Origin of the sequence: Streptomyces sp. NPDC001222 (assembly GCF_042896945.1) — a bacterium.
Classification (GTDB): Bacteria; Actinomycetota; Actinomycetes; order Streptomycetales; family Streptomycetaceae; genus Streptomyces; species Streptomyces gibsoniae.
This window is the reverse complement of record NZ_JBIAXT010000006.1, coordinates 140359-157277: the sequence shown is the minus strand read 5'-3', so window position 1 is coordinate 157277 and position 16919 is coordinate 140359. Positions and strand designations below refer to the sequence as shown.

The following is a 16919-nucleotide window of genomic DNA, read 5'->3' as shown; positions in this document are numbered from 1 at the left end:
GCACTCGGGGTCAGGGGGCCGAGGCGGTGGGCGGCCCGTCGTCCGATTCGGGGTCCAGCGTCTGTGATTCGGGATCCAGCGTCTGTTCGGCCCAGATGGTCTTGCCCCGGTCGTTGCGGCGGGTGCCCCAGCGATGTGCGAGCTGGGCGACGAGCAGGAGTCCGCGGCCGCCCTCGTCCGTGGCGCGCGAGTGCCGCAGGTGCGGGGCGGCGCTGCTGCCGTCGGTGACCTCGCAGATCAGCGTGCGGTCCCGGATCAGCCGGACCTGGATGGTGCCCCGCGCGTACCGGATGGCGTTGGTGACCAGCTCACTGATGACCAGTTCGGTCGTGAAGGACAGGTCGCCCAGCCCCCAGGAGGCGAGCTGGCGGTCGACCAGGGTGCGGGCGGTCGCCACGATCGCGGGATCGCTGGGGAAGGTCCAGGACGCCACGCGGTCCTCGCTCAGGACGCGGGTGCGCGCGAGGAGCAGCACGACGTCCTGGGGTTGCCGGCCGGACAACTCGGAGTAGATCACCGCGTCACATGCCTCCTGCACGCTCGCGTGCGGCTGGCCGAGGATGCTCTGCAACCGCGCGATCCCGTCGGCCGCCGGACTGCCGACGAGACCCTCGCTGTAGAGCGCGATCAGAGTTCCCTCGGGCAGTTGCGTCTCCCAAGCGGCAAACGGAGCGCTGCCGTTGCCGAGCGGAGGCCCGGAGGGCGCGTCGATCGGTTGCACATGTCCGTCGGGATGGACGAGGACCGGGGGCGGATGTCCGGCGCAGGCCACCTCGGCCCGGTGGTTCGCGGGGTCGTAGATCACACAGGTGCAGCGGGCGGTGGCCGACTGCGTCTCCACGGGATCGTTGGCGGCCTCCGGCCGGGCCTCCTCGCCCAGACGGAGCATCAGATCGTCCAGATGGGCCAGTACTTCGTCGGGCGCCAGGTCCAGGGCCGCCAGGCTGTGGCTCGCGGCGCGCAGCCGGCCCATGGTGGCGACGGCGCGCAGGCCCTCGCCCGCCACGGCCCCGACCAGCAGCGCCACCCGCGCACCGGAGAGCGGGATGACGTCGTACCAGGTTCCGCCGGCGTGACCCGGCAGATAGCTGAACGCCACGTCGACGGCGCTCTGGGTGGGCAGTTGCCGGGGGAGCAGGCTGTTCTGGAGGGTGAGCGCCGTGTTGCGCTCGCGCAGGTAGCGGCGGGCGTTGTCCACGCACAGGGCCGTCTGCGCGGCGAGTTCGGCGGCGACGGTCAGGTCGTCCCGGTCGAAGGGATCGCGTGTCACGGACCGGTAGAGGGTCACCACGCCCAGCACGACCCCGCGCGCGGCGAGCGGTACCACGATCAGCGAACGCACCCGGCCGGCGCGGATGCGGTCCCTCCTGACCGGATCGTGTGCGAGCCACTCGCCGTCCTCGTCGATCCGCGGTATCAGCCGGGGATGCAGATCGGTCAGGGTCTGGGTGAGGGGTGTCGGAAAGGCGTACGTGGCCGTCTCGCCGACCGCGTAGGCGGGCTGGAGGGCGGCCGCCTCGGTCGACCGGAACGCCACGCGCCGGAACGTTATCTCCCCTGCGATCGGGCCCGGTCCGGGCGCCTCCCCCCGGCAGACGCAGTCGAGCACGTCCACGGAGACGGCGTCGGCCACCCGGCCGACCGCGACCTCGACCAGCTCGTCCGCGGTACGGCTGATGTCCAGGGTGGTTCCGATGCGCATGCTGGCGTCGTGGAGCAGTTCGAGGCGTCCTCGGTACTTGTGGCGTTCCGTGACGTCGAGGACCAGGGTGGCCACCCCGAGGGCCTTTCCGGTGCGGTCGCGCAGCCGGAAGGCCGACAGGGAGTACATGTGCTCGTGGGCGTGGTCGGCGGGCGGGTATCCCGGCTGCGTGAGGTCGATGAACGGCCGGCCGGTGTGCAGCACCCGCCTCAGGGCGTCCTCGACGGTGTCGGTCACCACGCTGGGCGCGATGGCGGTGCCGGGCTGTCCGATGACGTCCTCGGCGCGTACGCCGCGCATGCCGGGTGACGCGGTGTTGAACCGCACCACCCTCAAGTCGGTGTCGAGCAGGTGCAGTCCGATCGGTGACTCGGTCATCAGCGCGTCGAGCACGGCCCGGTCGAACTCGCCGCCGTGTGTCCCCTCCGCTCGGGAGAGAAGGACCGCCCAGGTCACCGCCCCCTCGGCGGTGAGGCGCGGGCACATCCGCCACTCGGTGTCGACCGTGCGGCCGGACCGGTCGCGCAGGCGCACCGGACGTTCGTCCTCGGCCGGCGTGTCCGGTTCGGCGGCCGGGTCGGGAGGGACGAGGAGCGGCCACAACGGGCGGCCGACCATCTCCTCGGGGCCGTAGCCCAGCAGGGCTTGGGCCTCCTCGCTCCACTCGGTGATCACACCGTCGGTGTCCAGGAGGATTCTCGCCGGCGCTGTCGCCGGTACGTCAGCGCTGCCCGGCACCTTGTCTGGAGTGGTCATCGCAACCCTCCACTCGCCCGGTGGTCCGTGCTGTCCGCCCGTGACGCGCGTCGCCCGACGCGTGCCGGACGACCGGTACGTCTCTCAGATTGACAGGCGCTCGCGCCGCTCGCTCGGCGGCGCATGATCGACGCCCGGTGAGGCCCGGGCCGGCGCCCGGTGAGGCCGGTGCGTGACGCGGCTCACCCATGTAGTTCATTGTTCAACTACATGCCGCGGCGTAGCGTGAGCGGTGCCGGAACAACGGCGATGGCCACGGTGTTCGCAACCGTGAAACACCGGGGGTGCAAGGAGGAATGACCATGAACAAGCTCGTGCGGCGTATGGCCACTGCGGCGGTTTCCGCCGCGTTCGTCGGCGGCGCCGTCTTCGCTGCCGGAGGCCCCGCCGCGGCGGCCGCCCCCCATCCGGCCGGGCACGTCACCACCCAGGTCGCCGTCGTCCAGGGCGGCCACGCCGGAGCCGCCGAGCACACCACGGTGAACGGCCGTATGAACCCCTGGATCGCTGACCAGCTGGCCATGTTCGCCCCCACCGCGGCGCACCGCACTGTGAAGTCCGACGCCTGGATCGCGGACCAGGTGGCGATGTTCGGCCACTCGGTCGCGCACCGGTCGGTGGCGTCCGACACCTGGATCATGGACCAGGTGAACCAGTTCTCCGGGCACGCCACCCGTCACTGACCTCCGGGTGACTGCCGGGGGCCTTCGGCCCCACTCCGTCCCCCACCGCGGCGGCCACTCGGCCTCACTCCTCGTCGCCGCCCCGCCGCCGTCGCGGCGTTCTCCAGGGCCCGACTGTGGACCGCGACCGGCCTGCCGGCCGTCGGGACCAGCTTCTCCACCGGATCGAGCCCACGTAGCGGCTCCCACCCCACGTCATCCGTCGCGCGCCGGCCGTCGCTGTGCGCCCCGGTCGGGATGTGCTGTGTCGAAGAGGGCGCATCGGGTACTCAGGTGAGCACCGAAGTCGTCCGGAACCGGACAGCACAGGTCAGGGAGCTGCCCGGTGCGGCACATGGAGTGGTCATGACGCAGAACGGGGACGACGTGACGCCGGCCCGGCCCTCCGGGACGTCCGAACTCCGCCTGGCGGCGACACCGGCGGAGCAGCGACCGGGGCGTCACGCCGAGCCGCTCGAGCAGGGCCTGCCCCCCGATCACAGTCAGGCGATCCTGGAGGCGACCAAACGCGTGGGCGCCCTCCTGAAACGGGAGGGGCACATGTTCGCCCTGGCCGGGAGCGTCGCGGTCTACGCCCACGGGGGAAGCGAGCATCTTCAGCACGACGCGGACTTCTGCGTGCGACCCGAGGACGCCGAGGCGGTCGCGGCCACGCTGCAAGACGCGGGACTCACGGTGTACCGACCGCCGGAGGATTGGCTGATGAAGGCCAAGTGCTTCGACCAGGACATCGACGTCATCTTCGAACTGGCACACCGCCCCGTCTCCACGGACATGCTCGGGCGGGCACAGGAACTCCCCGTCGCTTCGGTGCGGATGCCCGTGCTGTCGCCCACGGATCTGCTGTGGAGCCTCGTCGCGGCCTTCTCCGAGCACCACTGCGACTTCGGCGCGGTCCTTCCCGTCGCCCGCGCGCTGCGCGAGAAGGTCGACTGGGATCAGGTGCGGCGGCACTGTGGCGAGGATCCCATGCCTGCCGCCTTCTTCTTTCTCCTCGAACGCCTGAACGTCATCGCCCCGCCGAAGGAGGCGCCATGAGCAACCACGACGCAGGGCGGGCGCGGTCCGGTGCTCCGGCTGCCGGGAACACGGAGTACCGCGTCGCCCACCTTCTCGAACGTCTCGCCGCCGGTCACCCCGGTGAGCTGGGCGTACGGGTCGAGGTCCGCGGTGAGGCGGTGCAGCTGACCGGCACCGTCGCCTCCGCACAGTCCCGTGAGGAGATCCTGGGCATGGTGCGGGAGGAACTGGCGGGAGTCCCGGTCCACAGCGACATCGTGGTGGCGGAGACCTCCGCGCCCGGCCAGGCGGAGGAGCTCGCATGATCCGGGTGGCGGCGGTCGGGGACATTCATATGGGGCCGGATACCCGGGGCGCGCTCCGCCCCGCCTTCGAGTCCCTCCCCGAGTGCGCCGACGTGCTGTTGCTGGCCGGTGACCTGACCCGCCACGGCACCCTGGAGGAGGCCCGGGCGGTGGCGGGGGAGGTCAGGGATCTGCCGGTGCCGGTCGTGGCGGTGCTGGGCAACCACGATCACCACGACGAGCGGCCGGACGAGGTCGCGGCCGTCCTGGAGGACTCGGGCGCCCGGGTCCTCGAAGGGAGCGGAACCGTCCTGAGCGTCGGCGGCACCCGGGTCGGCGTGGCCGGGACCAAGGGATTCGGCGGCGGATTCGTCGGTCGTAGCGCCGGCGAGTTCGGTGAGCCGCTGATGAAGGAGTTCGTACGGTGCTCACGGCGGTGCGCCGACGCCCTGCGGACGGCGCTGGAGGAACTGGACGAGCAGGGCTGTGATGTACGCATCGCCCTCACCCACTATTCCCCCGTGCCGGAGACGCTGGCCGGGGAGCCGCCGGAGATCTACCCCTTCCTGGGCAGCTATCTGCTGGCCGAGGCGATCGACACGGCCGGCGCGGACCTCGCGGTGCACGGGCATGCCCATGCTGGTACGGAACACGGCATGACGAGCGGTGGCGTCAAGGTGCGGAACGTGGCCCAGCCGGTCATCGGGCGGGCCTTTCGTGTCTACCACCTGCATGCGCACGAGCCGCTGACCGCCGGCGTGCCCGGCGCGGCACCGGACTGACACGGCCCGTCGGCCGGTGAGGGGGCGTACGTCGCCCGGAGAGCCCGTGGTGCGCCCGGCGACGTCAGTGAGCGGTCCTGGTCTCGGACTGGGGCCGGCCGCCCTGGTGGGGAACCCTCGGCCGCGGCGGGGCGGGCCGCAGCGTGCCGGTCTCCTCCCCGCGGGGCGTGGACCGGCTCTCCACCCAGGCCACCAGCTCCGGGTCCGCCAGGGTGTCCACCCACAGATCCGCCAGGTCCAGGGCCTCGGGGCCGGGATTCCGGCCCACCCCGATCACCCGCAGTCCCGCACCGACGGCCGCCTTCAGGCCGTTGAGCGAGTCCTCGACCGCCAGGGCGTCGCCGCACGCCACGCCCAGGCGCCGTACGGCCTCGGCATAGGTGTCGGGAGACGGCTTCGGCGCGACTCCGGGCTCCGGCACGACGATATGCCGGAAGTGCTGTCTCAGGCCCACGGACTGGAGGCTGAACTCCACGACGTCGGCGGGACAGTTGCTGGCGACGGCCAGGGGAGTGAACCGGCCCAGACCTGTCACCAGGCCCGGTGCTCCGTGCATGGCCATGGGGCACCGCGCCACCAGTGCGCGGAAGGCGGCCAGGAGTTGCCCGGCCATCTCCTCGCTGCTGTCCGGTTTGCCGATGAGGCGGGCCATGAGGGCGCCGCACTCGGTGTAGTGCAGGCCCTTGCTGCTGTCCGTGAACTCCGGGTCGGGGGCGGCGCCGTTCTCGCGGAGAACGATGTCGCGGGCCTGTTGCCAGTGGCGTTCGGAGTCCACCAGGGTGCCGTCGCAGTCGAAGACGACGGCCTGGGGTGTCCAGTCGAGGATGCGATGGGTGGTCATGTGCGTGCTTGCCGTTCTGGTGCAGGACGGAACTGCCGAAGGGGCGGCACGATCCGCCGGTGGGGGGTTCCGGTGCGCCTGTGGGGGTCGATTCACTGCGGAGAAGAGTGAAACGCGGTGCGACGGTGGCCCGTTCACTCGTGCGGTGGTCGCACACCGCGCACCGCCGTGGTCCCGGGCGCATCCGGAACCAGAAACATAATGAACGCTACGCTCTGATTGACACGTTGGGGAGAATTGCCGACGCAATACCCACGTGTGGGTGACATCTCAGCGATAGCGCAGCATTCCCGTGACGGTCTGCACGCCGCCCTGACGGCAATGGAAAAGGACCGAACGGCCGTACTCGGAACAGTGAATGACGGCGGGCGGCCGGTGTTCCGTGAACCGCAGCGCGGTCATAAGGCAGGAGACCGGCCGTACCAGACGTCCGCCGCTGCGCAGGGCGACGGTCTGCCGTGCCGCCTCCAGCAGGGCCATCCCGGGCACATGGTCCGTGCCGTGGTCGAAGAGGAACGGGTGACGGGGGTCGGCGGGATCCAGCAGGACCTCGCCGCCCTCCAGGGCGACGACGACGTCCGACGCCGACTCGAGCCCCAGCAGGGCCGGTTCGGGCCGAGGTCGCCGGTCCCCGCGCTCGGCCGGGGCGGCGCCGGACCTCAGGGCCGCGTACCGCCCGGCGTCGAGGAACCGCGCCCCGCCCGCCGCGTGCGCGAAGGCCCGGTCCCCGGCGAGGAACGAGACCCGCATCCGCAGGCCCGTCATCCTGGTCCCGCTCCGGTCGGTGTGTACGTCGCTGACGGATGCCAGGCAGGTGATCTCGCTGGCGCCGTGGGGCGCCCGTGGCTCGGTCGCCGGGTCGAGGTCGTAGGCCACGTCGTGGATCAGAAAGCGGGCCGTGGGCGGCACGTCGAAGTGGCGCAGCGGAAGGTAGATGCCGAGTTGGCGCAGTGTCTCCACGATCATCCACGGGCTGTGGCGGTCGTCGCGCCCGCGGGGGAACGTGGGATGCGAGCGCGTCCAGGCGGCTGCCGCGCAGAAGCTGAGCGGTCCACAGCGGCGGACATCCGTGAGCAGGACCTCGGCCACCGAGACCCGGTGCACGCTTTCGCGTGCCACGGTCCTGGACCAACTCAGCGCGGGGCAACAGGCCCCGGAGGCGCCCCGGGTGCATTCGCCGAGCGAGTTCTGCGCGCCCCGTATCGGCTGCCGAGAGTCCATGTAATACAGCTAATAAGACAATTATGGGTTCCGCATGCGCGGCCTCGTGTCCGGGCGACAGGAGGGCTACATTCCTCTCGCGCTCCACCGACAGACAAAGGAACACACGTGCAGGATCGGGCAGAAGAAACCCGCCGAGCCGTCTTGCAGGCGGCGGCTCACCTGTTCTTCGAACGGGGATACGCGGCGACCAGCATCAATGACATCAGCGAACGGTCCGGCCGCACCAGCGGGGCGATCTATTTCCATTACACCAACAAGGAACAGCTCGCCCTGGCCGTGGTCGAAGCGCATTTCGCCGCCTGGCCGGTGCTGGTGGCGCGCCACGAGGCCGCCCTCGAACCCACCCTCCGGAAGCTGGTACGCCTGAGCTTCGCGGTCGCCCGTGCCTTCCGGGACGACGTCCTCGTCCGCGCGGGCGCCCGGCTCTGGGCCGAGCGCCGATCCATCGCCGTGGAGATGCCCCCGCCCTTCGTCGACTGGATCGCCACGGTCGAGCGCTTGCTGACCCAGGCCCGGGTGGAAGGAGATCTCGCCCCGCACGCCGAGCCCAGCCGCGACGCCCCCACCCTCGTGGCCGCGTTCTTCGGACTGCACACCCTCTCCGACGCCCTCGACGACCGCGTACTGATCGAGGACCGCCTGGCCGATCTCTGGCTGCTGCTCCTCCCCGGCCTCCAGTCCTGCCCCGCCCCCCGGGCACTGCTCGCCGAGGTGGGCGCCGGGCCACGGGCCCGGCGGACGGCCCCCACGCCCTGACGGCCCACCGCACGGCCGGACCGCGCGTTCCGGCACCCCGCCCCGGAGTGATCAGCGGTTGAGAAAGGCCCAGCGCGGGAGCAGCCTGGACGCAGTGCTGCGGATGGGCCCGTCGACGACTCCCGGCGGGGCCTGGACGACAGAACGAGGGCGACGACATGGCGCAGGGCTCCGCGACACCGGACAGGCACCGTTCCACGAGGCGGGAGCCCGCGCAGGACGCTGGGGTCATCGTGGATCCACGGGGCACGGTGACCGCGCTGAGCCCGGGCATCTGCCGGCTCCTCGGCTACGAGCCGGCGGACCTGGTCGGCCGGGCCGCGACGGAACTGCTCGCCGAGCCCCCGCCGCCCGCCGTCCTGCGCAGCCACGCCCGGCGGGAGACCTGGAGCGGCCGCATCACCCTCCGGCACCGGGACGGCCACCCGCTGGCGTGGACCCTGCGGGCCGAACCGTTGCGGGACGCGACCGGTAAGACGTACTGGCTCCTCACCGCAGAGGGCGTCGAGCCGTCCGGACTCCCGACCGGGAACGTCGGCGAACCGGACACCGCGCTCCTCAAACAGTGGGCGCTGGACCAGCTGCCCCTGCCCATGGCCCTCTACGACCGCAGGGGAGTGCGGCTGGAGGTCAACACCGCCATGCGGCGCGAGTCGGGCCGGCAGGACCACGAACTCCTCGGCTGGCCCATCGGCGAGTCGAGGTGCGGGAACACCCTGCTGGAGCTGCAGGGCATCGGCGAGGCCATGACGGAGGTCCTGCGCACCGGACGAACGGTGATGTGCGAGGCACACTCGCCCGGCTCCGACACCGCCGTGGCGCGGGTCTGGCTGCTGTCGCTGTATCCCGTACGCGGCCCCGGCGGCCAGGTCTGCGGCATGTCCGCGGCGGCCGTGGACACCACCGAGCAGTACCGCGCACGCCGACGCCTGGCCGTCCTCAACGAGGCGGCGCTGCGGATCGGCACCACCCTCGACCTCAGCCGCACCGCCGACGAGCTGGCGGCGGTCGGCACGGACCACTTCGCCGACTTCGTGCTGGTGGACCTGCTCGACAGCGTCCTCAAGGGCGAGGACACGGTCACCGGACCGCACAGCCTCCTGGTGTTCCGCAGAACCGCCCAACGCTCGGTCCTGCCGCGGTGTCCCGAGTCGGTGGTCCCCATAGGAGGCACCTACAGCTATCCGGAGGACTCCCCGCCCGGACGCGCCCTGGCCGCGGGCCGGGGCGCCCTGCACCGCGCCGAGGACATCACGCAGTGGTGGGCGGAGAGCTCGCCCGCGCGCGCTCGCAAGATCCGCGAGTTCGGGATCCACTCCTTCATGGCCGTACCGCTGCGGGCCCGCGGGGTCACGCTCGGGCTGGCGCTGTTCTTCCGCCACCGCAACCCCGCGCCCTTCGAGGAGGACGATCTGCGGCTCGCCGAAGAGCTGAGCGCCCGTGCGGCGGTCCACGTCGACAACGCCCGCCGCTACAGCCAGGAACGCGCCACCGCGCTCGCCCTGCAGCAGACCATCCTTCCGCACCCCGCGCTGCACCACCCCGCCGTCGAGACCGCCTCCCGGTATCTGCCCGCCCACGCCGGTGCCGGCATCGGCGGCGACTGGTTCGACGTCATCCCCCTGTCCGGGGCCAGGGTGGCCCTCGTGGTGGGGGACGTGGTCGGCCACGGCATCACGGCCTCGGCCACCATGGGCCGGCTGTGCACGGCGGTACGCACCCTGGCCGATGTGGACCTGACTCCCGACGAACTGCTCACCCACCTCGACGACCTCGTGCTGCTCATGGACCGCAACGAGGAGGCCGGCCCCGGCGGGCGCTCCGCCCCGAGCTCGGGCGAGGTCGGCGCCTCCTGTCTGTACGCGGTGTACGACCCCGTCTCCCGGCGCTGCTCCATGGCCCGAGCAGGCCACCCGCTGCCCGTACTGGCCACCCCCGACGGCGAGGTCCGCTTCCTGGACCTGCCCGCCGGACCGCTGCTGGGCCTAGGCGGCCTGCCGTTCGAGGCCGCCGAGTTCGCCGTCCCGGAAGGCAGCGTCCTCGCCTTCTACACCGACGGACTGATCGAGTCACCGGCACGCGACGTGGACGAGGCCTGCGATCTGCTGTGCGCGGCCCTCGCCGACCCCGGCCGTCCGCTGGAGGAGACTTGCGACCGGGCGCTCGGCAGTCTGCTGCCCGAGGCCCGCACCGACGACGTCGTGCTCCTGCTGACCCGGACCAGGGCCCTGAGCGCCGACCGCGTTGCCACCTGGGAGCTGCCGTGCGAGCCCTCCGTCGTCGCCCTGGCCCGCGAACTCGCCTGCGAGCGGCTGTCCACCTGGCAGCTCGGGCACACCGCCTTCGTCGCCGAACTGGTGGTCAGCGAGCTGGTCACCAACGCGATCCGCTACGGCTCCCCACCGGTGCATCTACGGCTCATCCGCGACACGGCCCTGATCTGCGAGGTCGGCGACGCCAGCAGCACCGCACCCCATCTGCGGCGCGCCCGCCTGTCCGACGAGGGCGGCCGCGGCCTGCTCATCGTCGCCCAGCTCTCCCAGCGCTGGGGCAGCCGCCACCACCGCTGCGGCAAGACCATCTGGGCCGAACTCCCGCTCACGCCCGAGATGCAGCCGATCTGAACGGTCGAGAATGGGCGCATGACACGAGGGCGGGCGGTGACGGTCGGCGTCGACCTGGCCGCGAACGCACGGCGTACGGCGGTGTGCCGGGTGCTGTGGCCGGACGAGGGCGGCCTGACGGTGGAGTTCGTCGTGCCACGGGCCGACGGGGAGTTGCTGGAGCTGGTCCGGACGGCGGACAAGACGGGCCTGGACTGCCCGCTGGGCTGGCCGTCGCACTTCGTGGCCACGGTCGCGGCCCATCACCGGGGCGAGCGGCTGCCCGCGCCCGCCAGGTTCACGGAGCGGACGGACGGCAGAGCGGGCCTGGACGCGCTGCGGTTCCGGCTGACCGACGACCTGACCTGGAAGGCGACGGCGACGCGGCCTCCGCTGTCGGTGTCCACCGACCTTCTCGGGGTCGTGGCGCTCAGGGCGGCACATCTGCTGGACCGCCTCGCCGCCGACGGCGCCGCCGTGCCCCGGGACGGATCAGGACCGGTCGCCGAGGTCTATCCCGCCGCGGCGCTGCGGCGGTGGGGGATCCGTCCGGCCCGGAGCTACAAGAGCGGTACCCCCGAGGCGCGTTCCGTCCGGGAGGACATCGTCCGCTCACTCGAAGCGGGCCTGGGAGCGCCCCTGCCCGAGCCGGTGCGCGCGGTCTGTACCGACAGCCATGACCATCTGGACGCCTTCGTCTGCGCCCTGGTCGCGCGTGCCGTCCTCCTCGGGGACACCCGGTGGCCGCACTCCCCGGAGGAACGCGAGGCGGCCCGGCGGGAGGGCTGGATCCATCTGCCCGGCACCGACCTCGCCGCCCTCCGCCGCTGACCGGGTGCCGTACGAGAACCGGCCTACCCGGTCCGGACCGCGAGCAGGGCCACGTCGTCGTGGTCGTCGGGATGGCGCAGCCCGTGCAGCAGGAGGTCGCAGGTCTCCTCCAGGGGCCGTTCCGGCTTGTCGAGGAGGGCCAGGAGCGAGTTGAGCCGGTCGTCGATGGCGTGGTGACGGGTCTCCACGAGACCGTCCGTGTAGAGGACCAGCACGTCGCCCGGGAACAGCTCGACGGTCGTGGTGGTGAACGGCACACCGCCCACGCCGAGCGGTGCGCCGGGGGGCAGGTCCAGCAGCGCGGGTTCCCTGCCCGGACGGGCCAGCGCGGGCGGCATATGGCCCGCATTGGCCAGGTGGCATCGTCTGCTGTGGGGGTCGTACACCGCGTAGACGCAGGTGACGATGTAGTGCTCCAGATCGCAGGTGATCTTGTCGAGATGCTGGAGCACGGTGCCGGGGGCCAGATCGAGGTCCGCGTAGGCGCAGGTGGCGGTGCGCAGCCGGCCCATCGTGGCGGCGGCGTCGATGCCGTTGCCCATGACGTCGCCCACGACGAGCGCGGTCTTGTCGTCGTCGAGCGGGATGACGTCGTACCAGTCCCCGCCGACCTCGCTGGTGGCCTGGGCGGGCTGGTAGCGGTAGGCGAGTTCCAGGCCGGGGTGGTAGGGCGGGTGCTCGGGGAGCAGGCTGCGCTGGAGGGTGAGGGCGGTGTTGCGCACGCTCTGGTACCAGCGGGCGTTGTCCATGGCCACGGCGGCGCGACCGGCCAGCTCGGAGGCGAGGACGACGTCGTCCTGGTCGAAGGGGTGCGGATTGCGGGTGCGTTTGAGGTCGAGAGCGCCGAGCACTTCGCCGCGGGCGATCAGGGGCACCGCCAGATAGGAGTGGACGCCGGCGCCGGCGAGGAGGGAGGCGGCCTCGGGATCGCGGGCGATGCGCCGCAGATCCTGGGGGGCGACCTGACGCACCAGAACCGGCCGGCCGGAGTGCACGCACAGGGTGACCAGCCGGTCCCCGTCGTAGGCGGCGAGGTCACCGGGCGGGTCGGCGGCGCGGAGCGCCACGGTGGGATGGGACGCCTTGAGAGCCAGGGCGCGGAAGAGCTCGGGGCCGCCTCCCGGCCGCCCTGTGCGGCGGCAGGCCAGGGCGGAGTCCAGGACGTCCACGGCGACCACGTCGGCGAGATCGGGGGTCGCGACCTCGGCCAGCTCGCGGGCGGTCTGCTCCACCTCCAGGGTGGTGCCGACGCGGGCGGAGGCGTCCGCGATCAGGGCCAGACGCCGCCGGGCACGATCGGCCTCGATGGCCGCGCGATGCCGCTCGGTGACGTCGACGACCGAGGTGGCCGCGCCGAGGATCCGGCCGCCGGGGTCCTCCAGGCGGTAGAACGACAGGGACCAGGCGTGGTCGGCGTCCGGATCGGCCGGTGTGCGACCGACGGCGTACTGGTCGAGGAGCGGGTCGCCGGTCGCCAGCACCTGGTGCAGGGCGGACTCGACGGTGTCGATGTCGGGGAACGGCAGGGCAGTCTCCCGCAGATGGCGGCCGATGTGCTCCGCGGCGGGTATGCCGTCGATGCGCTCCAGCGCCTGGTTGACCAGGAGATAGCGCAGATCGGGATCCATCAGGGCCAGTCCGATGGGGGACTGGTCGATCAGCCGCTGACACAGGGCCAGATCGGTCTCGACGCGTTGCATCACGCCGTGGTCGGCGGCGATGCCCAGCGCGTAGACGTCGCCGACTCCGTTGAGGAGCCGCATGTTGCGGAACTCCACCAGGCGGGTGTTGCCGTCCCTGTGCAGGATGGGGAAGGCGCCGGACCAGCTGCGGCCCGTCTCCATCACCTCGGCGAACAGACCGAGAATGGTCTGCAGGTGTTCCGGGCGGACCATCAGCCGTCCCGCGAACTCACCGAGGGCCTCCTGCGCCGAGTAGCCGAAGAGATCCTCGGCCTGGGGACTCCAGAACACGATCCGGCCTTTGGCGTCCAGCACCACCGCGGCGATGCTGAGGAGATCCAGCAGACTGCCGACCCGGGGCCGGGCCGGGTCGGTTCGGTCGCCGTCGGCCTGGAAGGGTTCGGTTGTCATCCCAGATCTCCCTCCGCCTGCCGGCGAGGCGCGGGGGCCACTCGCCGGTGTCGGTCACACCCAGGTCCGGCTTCCCGTACCTCCATGCTGCCCCCGGCCGTGTGGCCGTGCCCAGCCCGGAACGCGGTGGGTGGGCGGTCTTGTACGGAGGGTGATGGCGGGCTGACTCATAGGATTGCTCGGTGGTGAGCAGGCCCATCCGCAGTGTGGTGACGGGCGGACGCCTCAGGGGTCGCCGGTCCGCGGCCGGACGGGTCTCAGCCGGACAAGTCTGAGCCGGACAAGTCTGAGCCGGACAGGTCCGGGCCGGGCGGGTCCGGGCCGGGCGGGTCCGGGCCGGGCGGGTCCGGGCCGGGCGGGTCCGGGCCGGGTCTCAGCAGACGACGGCCGCGGCCTCGGTCAGGCCCATGTTCTCGACCAGGCCGCAGACCGCGAACGGGTCGCCGCCCTCGCGCGCCGTGACGATCAGCCCGTGTGCGGCGGCGGGCCTGGCGAACGTGGTGTGACCGGATGCGTACGGCGCCTGGCGCGGCGTGGACGCAGCGGCGGGGCGCCGCCCGGCCCTCACCTGGGTGGCCCGCCGCTCCTGTGGCTCCCCGAGGCGGCGGGCGTCGGGAACGGCCGGCCGCGGTGCGGGGACGGGCCGGCGCTCCTGGGAGGAGGAGCGGAGGCCCGCGGGCGAGGAGGGCGCCGACCACGGACGAGACACGGAACCGGTGCGTACGAGCGCCGCCGCGCCCCGCGGGGGCCGTGGCGCCGAGGGACGCGGAGCGATGGGCGCGGGCGCATGGGCGTCGGCTGCCGCGGCCTGCCGACCGCCGGAGTCGTGCCGTACGGTCACGCACCCGGCGGCGAGCAACGCGACGGCGACGGAGAGGAACGTGCGGCGCATCCGCCCACGGTCGCGCACCGACGGCACGGGAGAGCGGCGACGCGCGGGCGAGACACCAGGACGGGTGAGCGGCCCCGGCCGGGGGGACATGCAGATCCTTCCGAGCGGTGGCCCCGTGTCAGGAGCGCGGGGACGAGCCCGGGTCGGCCGGCAGTCGTACGGTGAAGCAGGCGCCGCCTTCCGGGCCATGGCCCTGGGCGGTGACGGTGCCGCCGAGGAGCGCGGCCAGACGGTGCGCAAGGGCAAGGCCGAGGCCGCTGCCGACCGGGCGGACACCCCGGTAGCGCGTGGTGAGGGTGCCGCGTTCGAAGGCGACCGCCACATCCTCCTCGGTGAGGCCGGGGCCGCCGTCGCGGACCTCCAACCGTGCCCCGGCGCCCTCCTGGCACAGGGCCAGCACCAGGGGCCGACCGGCCGGGGTGACCCGCAGCGCGTTCTCCAGAAGGCCGTCGACGAGCTGGCGTACCCGGAAACCGTCCGTGGTGATCCGTACGGGGTGTCCGGGACGTTCGGCGCGGAAGGCGACGTCGTGCCCGGTGCAGCGGGCCGACCAGACGGTTGCGGCCTGGGCCACGAGCGCGTCCAGGTCGACCTCGTCGGTGTCCAGCCGGAAGTCGTCCGCCTCCAGGCGGGCCAGGGCGAGCAGATCGCCCACGAACCGCTCCAGCCGCTCTATCTCGCCGCCCAGGATCCGGCCCGCCTCGGGCACCTCGTCGCCGATGATCACCTTGTCGGCCAGCGCCTCGGCATAGCCCCGTACGGAGGTCAGCGGGGTGCGGATCTCGTGCGAGACCGACATCAGGAAGTCCCGCTGCCGCTGCTCGCTGTGGGTCAGCGCCGCGTCCAGCAGGTTCAGGGCGGCGGCCAGTTCGGCGACCTCGGCGGGACCTTCCGCCGGCACCCGGAGGCCGCGCTCGCCCTCGGACAGCCGATGAGCGGTGCGGGCGGCCGACACGAGCGGGCGGGCGAGACGCCGGGCCAGCAGCGCCCCAGCCAGGGCGGCACCGGACAGTCCGAGACCCAGGGGCAGCACCAGGGCACCGCGCATCCGGTCCGCGGCCTCGTCCACGGAACTCATGGGCCGGGTCAGCACCAGTCCGCCGCCCGTGCGCGCCGGAACCCCCTCCACCAGCACCTCCTGCCCGTCCAGGAACCCGGTGCCCGACACGTCCCGCCCCGCGAGCAGCACCGTGCGCCAGGCGGCGCCGACCACGGGCGCCGCCGGGCCCCGCGCCGCGCCGGTGGTGCCGACGAGGGCGAGTTCGGTGCCGTTCGGGCCCGCGATGAGCTGCTGCCGGTCCAGCATCAGGGAGGCCAGGGCGGGGGTGCGGGCCATGACCTCCGCCTGACGGGAGAGCTGGTCGCGCTCCTGGGACTCGGCGGTGGAGCGGATCGTCCGCCAGGCGAAGAGAGCCGTCACCAGTACGGCGACCGCCGCCACGGCGGTGGTCAGCAGCACGACGCTCCCGGCCAGGGCGGCGCGGCGGCGCACCGGAGTCACCGGCCGGTGTCCGCGACGCCGTACCCCACCCCGCGCACGGTGCGGATCGGGCTCGCGTCGCCGAGCTTGGCGCGCAGTTGGGAGACGTAGACGTCGATCATGCGCGTGTCCCGGTAGCCGGCGTACCCCCAGACCCGCGCGAGGAGCTGGTCGCGGGAGAACACCTGCCCGGGGTGGCGCATCAGTTCGGCGAGCAGATTGAACTCGGTGGTCGTGAGCTCCACCGGGCAGTCGTCCACCTGAAGGGTGCGGCGCCCGGTGTCCAGCGCGAGACGGCCCACCCGGCGCACGGTGTCGCGCTCCGGCCCCGCGGCGCGCCGCAGCAGGCTCTTGACCCGGGCGACGAGTTCGTGCGGGGAGAACGGCTTGGTGAGGTAGTCGTCGGCGCCCAGCTCCAGCCCGAGGATGCGGTCGGTGACCTCGTCCCGGGCGGTCACGAACACCACGGGAGTCCAGTCGCCGTCCTCGCGCAGCCGTCTGCACACCTCCATGCCGTCCATACCGGGCAGGGCGATGTCCAGCACGATCGCCACCGGACGCATCCGGCGGACGGCGGTGAGCGCCCCGTCGCCGTCGACTTCGACGTGCACACCGAAGCCCTCCCGGGCCAGATAGCGCCGTTGCAGCTCGGCGATGTGCGGCTCGTCCTCGACGACCAGGACGAGGCCCTTGTTCTCCGGCATGTTCCTCTCTCCTCGCACCCCGGTCCCGGGGGCCGCGCTCTCCCCGCACCCGGACCCGAAGGCCGACCCGGGAACGCGGGACGCTCGATGCTAACCAGCGCCGTCGGCGCGGACCTCGGTCGGAGCCGATCCTTACGTCGCCCGAACAATCGCCGAACCTCCCGCTCGTACGCCTCCGTCACGCTGGGGCCGAGATCGAACGACCGGAGGACCACGTGAACAGCAGCGGCACCGCCGCCTCCCCGCCCCGCCCGACGCCGTGTCCGGC

Annotated in this window: 14 protein-coding genes; 7 read left to right on the top strand and 7 right to left on the bottom strand. The window is 72.7% G+C overall.

What is annotated here, in order from left to right:
- Positions 1 to 10 precede the first annotated feature (10 nt).
- On the bottom strand, positions 11 to 2458 hold the full coding sequence (locus ACFY2Z_RS11345) for a SpoIIE family protein phosphatase (RefSeq protein WP_390743927.1): 2448 nt from the start codon (positions 2456 to 2458) through the stop codon (positions 11 to 13).
- Between the two features lie 302 nt (positions 2459 to 2760).
- Here ACFY2Z_RS11345 and ACFY2Z_RS11340 point away from each other — a divergent pair, with 302 nt between their 5' ends.
- The 4 genes from ACFY2Z_RS11340 to ACFY2Z_RS11325 all read left to right on the top strand — a co-directional run bounded on the left by ACFY2Z_RS11340 (position 2761) and on the right by ACFY2Z_RS11325 (position 5227).
- A complete protein-coding gene (locus tag ACFY2Z_RS11340; RefSeq protein ID WP_390743926.1) occupies positions 2761 to 3141 on the top strand; it encodes a hypothetical protein in 381 nt (126 codons plus the stop codon).
- 345 nt (positions 3142 to 3486) lie between these two features.
- Positions 3487 to 4179: a nucleotidyltransferase family protein gene (locus ACFY2Z_RS11335; RefSeq protein ID WP_390743925.1), complete on the top strand. Its 693-nt coding sequence runs from the start codon at positions 3487 to 3489 to the stop codon at positions 4177 to 4179.
- A complete protein-coding gene (locus tag ACFY2Z_RS11330) occupies positions 4176 to 4466 on the top strand; it encodes a BON domain-containing protein (RefSeq protein WP_390743924.1) in 291 nt (96 codons plus the stop codon). The genes ACFY2Z_RS11335 and ACFY2Z_RS11330 overlap by 4 nt, the downstream gene beginning before the upstream one ends.
- On the top strand, positions 4463 to 5227 hold the full coding sequence (locus ACFY2Z_RS11325; protein WP_390743923.1) for a metallophosphoesterase: 765 nt from the start codon (positions 4463 to 4465) through the stop codon (positions 5225 to 5227). The genes ACFY2Z_RS11330 and ACFY2Z_RS11325 overlap by 4 nt, the downstream gene beginning before the upstream one ends.
- A 64-nt stretch (positions 5228 to 5291) precedes the next feature.
- Here ACFY2Z_RS11325 and ACFY2Z_RS11320 read toward each other — a convergent pair whose 3' ends face one another.
- Together ACFY2Z_RS11320 and ACFY2Z_RS11315 are read right to left on the bottom strand one after the other, a co-directional pair.
- Positions 5292 to 6068 carry an HAD family hydrolase gene (locus ACFY2Z_RS11320; RefSeq protein WP_390743922.1) on the bottom strand — a complete coding sequence of 259 codons (777 nt, stop codon included), beginning with the start codon at positions 6066 to 6068 and terminating at the stop codon, positions 5292 to 5294.
- 270 nt (positions 6069 to 6338) lie between these two features.
- On the bottom strand, positions 6339 to 7187 hold the full coding sequence (locus tag ACFY2Z_RS11315) for a ScbA/BarX family gamma-butyrolactone biosynthesis protein (protein WP_390743921.1): 849 nt from the start codon (positions 7185 to 7187) through the stop codon (positions 6339 to 6341).
- Positions 7188 to 7397: 210 nt separating this feature from the next.
- On the opposite strand from ACFY2Z_RS11315, the gene ACFY2Z_RS11310 reads away from it, so the two are divergent.
- From ACFY2Z_RS11310 to ACFY2Z_RS11300, 3 genes are all read left to right on the top strand, one after another.
- Positions 7398 to 8048 carry a ScbR family autoregulator-binding transcription factor gene (locus ACFY2Z_RS11310; protein ID WP_390743920.1) on the top strand — a complete coding sequence of 217 codons (651 nt, stop codon included), beginning with the start codon at positions 7398 to 7400 and terminating at the stop codon, positions 8046 to 8048.
- 158 nt (positions 8049 to 8206) lie between these two features.
- Complete coding sequence (locus ACFY2Z_RS11305) at positions 8207 to 10672, top strand: SpoIIE family protein phosphatase (RefSeq protein WP_390743919.1); 2466 nt, start codon at positions 8207 to 8209, stop codon at positions 10670 to 10672.
- Positions 10673 to 10690: 18 nt separating this feature from the next.
- Positions 10691 to 11482 (top strand): DUF429 domain-containing protein, encoded by a 792-nt coding sequence (locus ACFY2Z_RS11300; protein ID WP_390743918.1) that lies wholly within the window; start codon positions 10691 to 10693, stop codon positions 11480 to 11482.
- Positions 11483 to 11505: 23 nt separating this feature from the next.
- On the opposite strand, the gene ACFY2Z_RS11295 is transcribed toward ACFY2Z_RS11300, so the two are convergent.
- The 4 genes from ACFY2Z_RS11295 to ACFY2Z_RS11280 form a co-directional block, all read right to left on the bottom strand.
- The gene (locus tag ACFY2Z_RS11295; protein ID WP_390743917.1) at positions 11506 to 13575 is read right to left on the bottom strand and encodes a SpoIIE family protein phosphatase; all 2070 of its coding nucleotides are present in this window, start codon (positions 13573 to 13575) and stop codon (positions 11506 to 11508) included.
- 373 nt (positions 13576 to 13948) lie between these two features.
- Entirely contained in the window at positions 13949 to 14467 is a 519-nt protein-coding gene (locus tag ACFY2Z_RS11290) for a hypothetical protein (RefSeq protein ID WP_390743916.1), read from the bottom strand.
- A gap of 118 nt (positions 14468 to 14585) precedes the next feature.
- Entirely contained in the window at positions 14586 to 15968 is a 1383-nt protein-coding gene (locus tag ACFY2Z_RS11285) for a sensor histidine kinase (protein ID WP_390743915.1), read from the bottom strand.
- Positions 15965 to 16651: a response regulator transcription factor gene (locus ACFY2Z_RS11280; protein ID WP_390743914.1), complete on the bottom strand. Its 687-nt coding sequence runs from the start codon at positions 16649 to 16651 to the stop codon at positions 15965 to 15967. The genes ACFY2Z_RS11285 and ACFY2Z_RS11280 overlap by 4 nt, the downstream gene beginning before the upstream one ends.
- Between the last annotated feature and the right edge of the window lie 268 nt (positions 16652 to 16919).